General features: G+C 45.1%; 2 protein-coding genes and 1 pseudogene. 2 read left to right on the plus strand and 1 reads right to left on the minus strand.

From position 1 onward, the window contains the following. Window positions 1–278: 278 nt before the first annotated feature. A pseudogene (locus IQ270_RS31600) lies at window positions 279–440 on the plus strand (ATP-dependent dethiobiotin synthetase BioD); the annotation flags it as partial. Window positions 441–651: 211 nt separating this feature from the next. After that, window positions 652–1,866 carry a M20 family metallopeptidase gene (locus tag IQ270_RS29020; RefSeq protein WP_193976577.1) on the plus strand — a complete coding sequence of 405 codons (1,215 nt, stop codon included), beginning with the start codon at window positions 652–654 and terminating at the stop codon, window positions 1,864–1,866. A gap of 271 nt (window positions 1,867–2,137) precedes the next feature. On the opposite strand, the gene IQ270_RS29025 is transcribed toward IQ270_RS29020, so the two are convergent. Beyond that, a complete protein-coding gene (locus IQ270_RS29025; RefSeq protein ID WP_193976578.1) occupies window positions 2,138–3,118 on the minus strand; it encodes an aldo/keto reductase in 981 nt (326 codons plus the stop codon). Window positions 3,119–3,616: the final 498 nt, after the last annotated feature.

The following is a 3,616-nucleotide window of genomic DNA, read 5'->3' on the forward strand; positions in this document are numbered from 1 at the left end:
GCTTCAGAATTAGATTTAGAGCGATTACTTCCGGGGGTTAATTTAGTTCCTCAAATTTCTAAATAACCCTATTCAAAACACCTCTGTTTCTCATTCTTCTCTTTCTCTGCGTACTCTGTGGCCTCTGCGGTGAAAAATTAAGATTTTATTTTAACCGCAGAGAGCGCAGAGAGCGCAGAGTAAGAGAAGAGAGTTTTACAAATTATTTAACTGGTTCCCAGGTAAAGAGTAAAATGAGTAGACAAACAACAAATAACAACTAACAAAGAACAAACAAGCCGATTGATTTGATCCAGTCGCTGACTCAAATGCCCGTGCTGGGTATTTTGCCTCATTTAGATGACCCAAATGACCTGAAAAAATTAGCTAGAGCAGCTTCAGAGTTAGATTTAGAGCGATTACTTCCGGGGGTTAATTTAGTTCCTCAAATTTCTAAATAACCCTATTCAAAACACCTCTGTTTCTCATTCTTCTCTTTCTCTGCGTACTCTGTGGCCTCTGTGGTGAAAAATTAAGATTTTATTTTAACCGCAGAGAGCGCAGAGAGCGCAGAGAAGGAAAAGAGAGTTTTACAAATTATTTAACTGGTTCCCAGGTAAAGAGTAAAATGAGTAGACAAACAACAAATAACAACTAACAAAGAACAAACAAATGGTTTCTACTTTACCGAATTTAACTGATGTCGATTTATCTCAATTGCGGCTGGAGATTAGAAACTTGCAGCCTCAACTAGTCGAATGGCGGCGGCGTTTGCACGAAAAGCCGGAGTTGAGTTTTGATGAAAATTTAACGGCCCAGTTTGTCTCGCAAAAGTTGCAAGAATGGGGCATAGAGCATCAAACTAATATTGCTAAAACTGGTGTTGTCGCCACTATCGACAGCGGCAAGCCGGGGCGGGTTTTGGCAATTCGGGCTGATCTGGATGCTTTGCCGATTCAAGAGGAAAATGAGGTGGATTATCGATCGCAGCATGATGGTATTATGCACGCTTGCGGCCACGACGGTCATATTGCGATCGCCCTCGGTACTGTTTGCTATCTCGCCCAGCACAAACACAGCTTTTCGGGTAAAGTAAAATTTATTTTTCAGCCCGCCGAAGAAGGCCCGGGCGGCGCAAAACCGATGATTGAAGCGGGAGTTTTGCAGAATCCTGATGTTGATGCGATCGTCGGCTTGCATTTGTGGAACAATCTACCCTTAGGCACTGTAGGTGTCCGCAGCGGCGCGCTGATGGCGGCTGTAGAAGTTTTTGACTGCACGATTTTTGGCAAGGGCGGGCACGGGGGAATGCCGCATCAGACTGTAGATGCGATCGTCGTTACAGCCCAAATTGTCAGCGCCTTGCAGACAATTGTCGCACGGAACATTGACCCGATCGACTCAGCAGTAGTAAGTGTCGGCAAATTCCACGCAGGCGACACCCACAACGTCATCGCCGACACCGCTCAAATTGGCGGCACCGTGCGCTATTTCAATCCAGCATATCAAGGTTATTTTGCCAAACGAATCGAGCAAGTAATTGCCGGGATTTGTCAAAGTCACGGGGCCAATTACCAATTAAATTATTGTGCGCTTTACCCGCCAGTAATCAACGATGCCAACATCGCTGAATTGGTACGCAGCGTAGCAGAATCGGTTGTAGAAACTCCGGCGGGAATAGTGCCGGAATGTCAAACAATGGGCGGCGAGGATATGTCATTCTTTCTGCAAGAAGTCCCCGGTTGCTATTTCTTTTTGGGCTCGGCAAATCCCGAAAAAAACTTGGCTTACCCGCATCATCACCCGCGTTTTGATTTTGATGAAACTGCCCTGGCGATGGGTGTAGAAATATTTGTGAGGTGCGTTGAAAATTTTTGTGTGATGTGAATCAGGCTTTCAGGGGCGGGCTAGAAGCCCACCCCACAAGAAAATTTAGTTTTTGTGGAATCAGCAAATTCATGTCTTGTGGAACAGGCATCTTGCCTGTTTTTTGAGAATGGTACAACATCTCACATCTTGCACCATTCTCGATCAGCCTTTTATGGGCGGGCTAGAAGCCCACCCCACAAGAAAATTTAGTTTTTGTGGAATCAGCAAATTCATGTCTTGTGGAACAGGCATCTTGCCTGTTTTTGAGAATGGTACAACATCTCAGATATTACCGAGTTTGAAAGATATTCTGCACCATTTTCTTGTCCACACTCGCCGCCGCCTTATCCAATTCTGCAATCTCCCCCGACTCCAACTCCCAGCCCAAAGCACCAATATTATCCCTCGCCTGTGCCGCCGATTTAGCACCGGGAATCGGAATAGTTTCTTTGCAGATACACCAGTTGATTGCTACCTGCGAAACAGTCTTGTTTTTGAATGCCGCTATTTCTCGCAAACAATCCAAGAGCGATCGCATTCCTGGAAGTAGCTGCTTGCACGCCAAACCTCGGATACCTTTAGGAAAAGCGCCATTTTCCGAATATTTCCCCGTCAGCAACCCCAAGGCTAGAGGACTGTAAGCAATCAATTTTATCCCCAATTCATCGCAAACATCTTTCAATCCGAGTTCTGTTACCGGATAGGTGGAAAGTAGCGAATATTGTACTTGTAAAGTAACAATTGGAATTTGGCGCGAGCTAAATCTTTGATTCACCCATTTCAGCCGTTTCGGCCCGTAATTAGACAAACCTACACCCTTAACCAATCCTTGCTCGTAAAGATCGCCTAAACCGTCCAAAAGAACCCCCTCTTGCCAAGGAGCGTAATTAGCTGTAGACCAGTGCATTTGCACCAAATCTACATTTTTTCCGAGCCGCGAAGCCGAGGCTTTACCCGCCGATATCATTGATTGTCGCGTCAGTCTCCAAGGATAAGCCGCGAGTTTTGTCGCAATACAAATATTGTCTTTATTTGCACCTTGATATTGTTGAGAAAACTGCCCCAAAAGCTGCTCGCTGCGTCCGTTTAATTTCCCGGTTCCGTAAGAGTCGCCAGTATCGAATAAGGTGACACCGCTGCTAACGCAAAGATTGAACGCGTCTTGCAATTCCTTGTCCATACTTTCATCGTAACCCCAGAGCAATCTGTTGCCCCAAGCCCAAGTGCCGCAGCCCATTTTTGGCAGTAAAATTTTTTGGTTAGTTGGCATTTTTATTGATGGTTGTTGTTGGTAATACGGATATTTTATAGAAACACAACTCGGTATCTCCTAACCCCCAGTATAGCTGTTTCATTCTGCCACGGGCCACCAGGGACTCAAGTCCCTGTCTAATAGCATAAGTCGGTTAAAACCGACTCAAATAGTAATTTCAATTTTGAAAATTAGAGTTGGACATACAGTATATTCCTGGTTCATGAAGTACAGTAGTATTTTTAATTGTGTGGTGTTAATCGGTAGGGTGCGTCGCTCCGAGATATTGGATAAAACTTGCAGATTGACGGGTGGCGACGCACCTTACACGGGCGCTCTCACAAGATTGTGTGTACTACATATACATGGAATATGCTGTATCTTCTGCGCTAACTCTATACAAAAACAGGTTTGATAGAATTGCTACAGTCGTCTAAAGACGACTTCAGCTATGAGACAGGGGTTTAAACCCCTGTCGGACTGTCGGACTGTCGCACTAATGGCACACCCTACAAC

Origin of the sequence: Microcoleus sp. LEGE 07076, from assembly GCF_015207455.1 — a bacterium.
Classification (GTDB): Bacteria; Cyanobacteriota; Cyanobacteriia; order Cyanobacteriales; family Microcoleaceae; genus Microcoleus.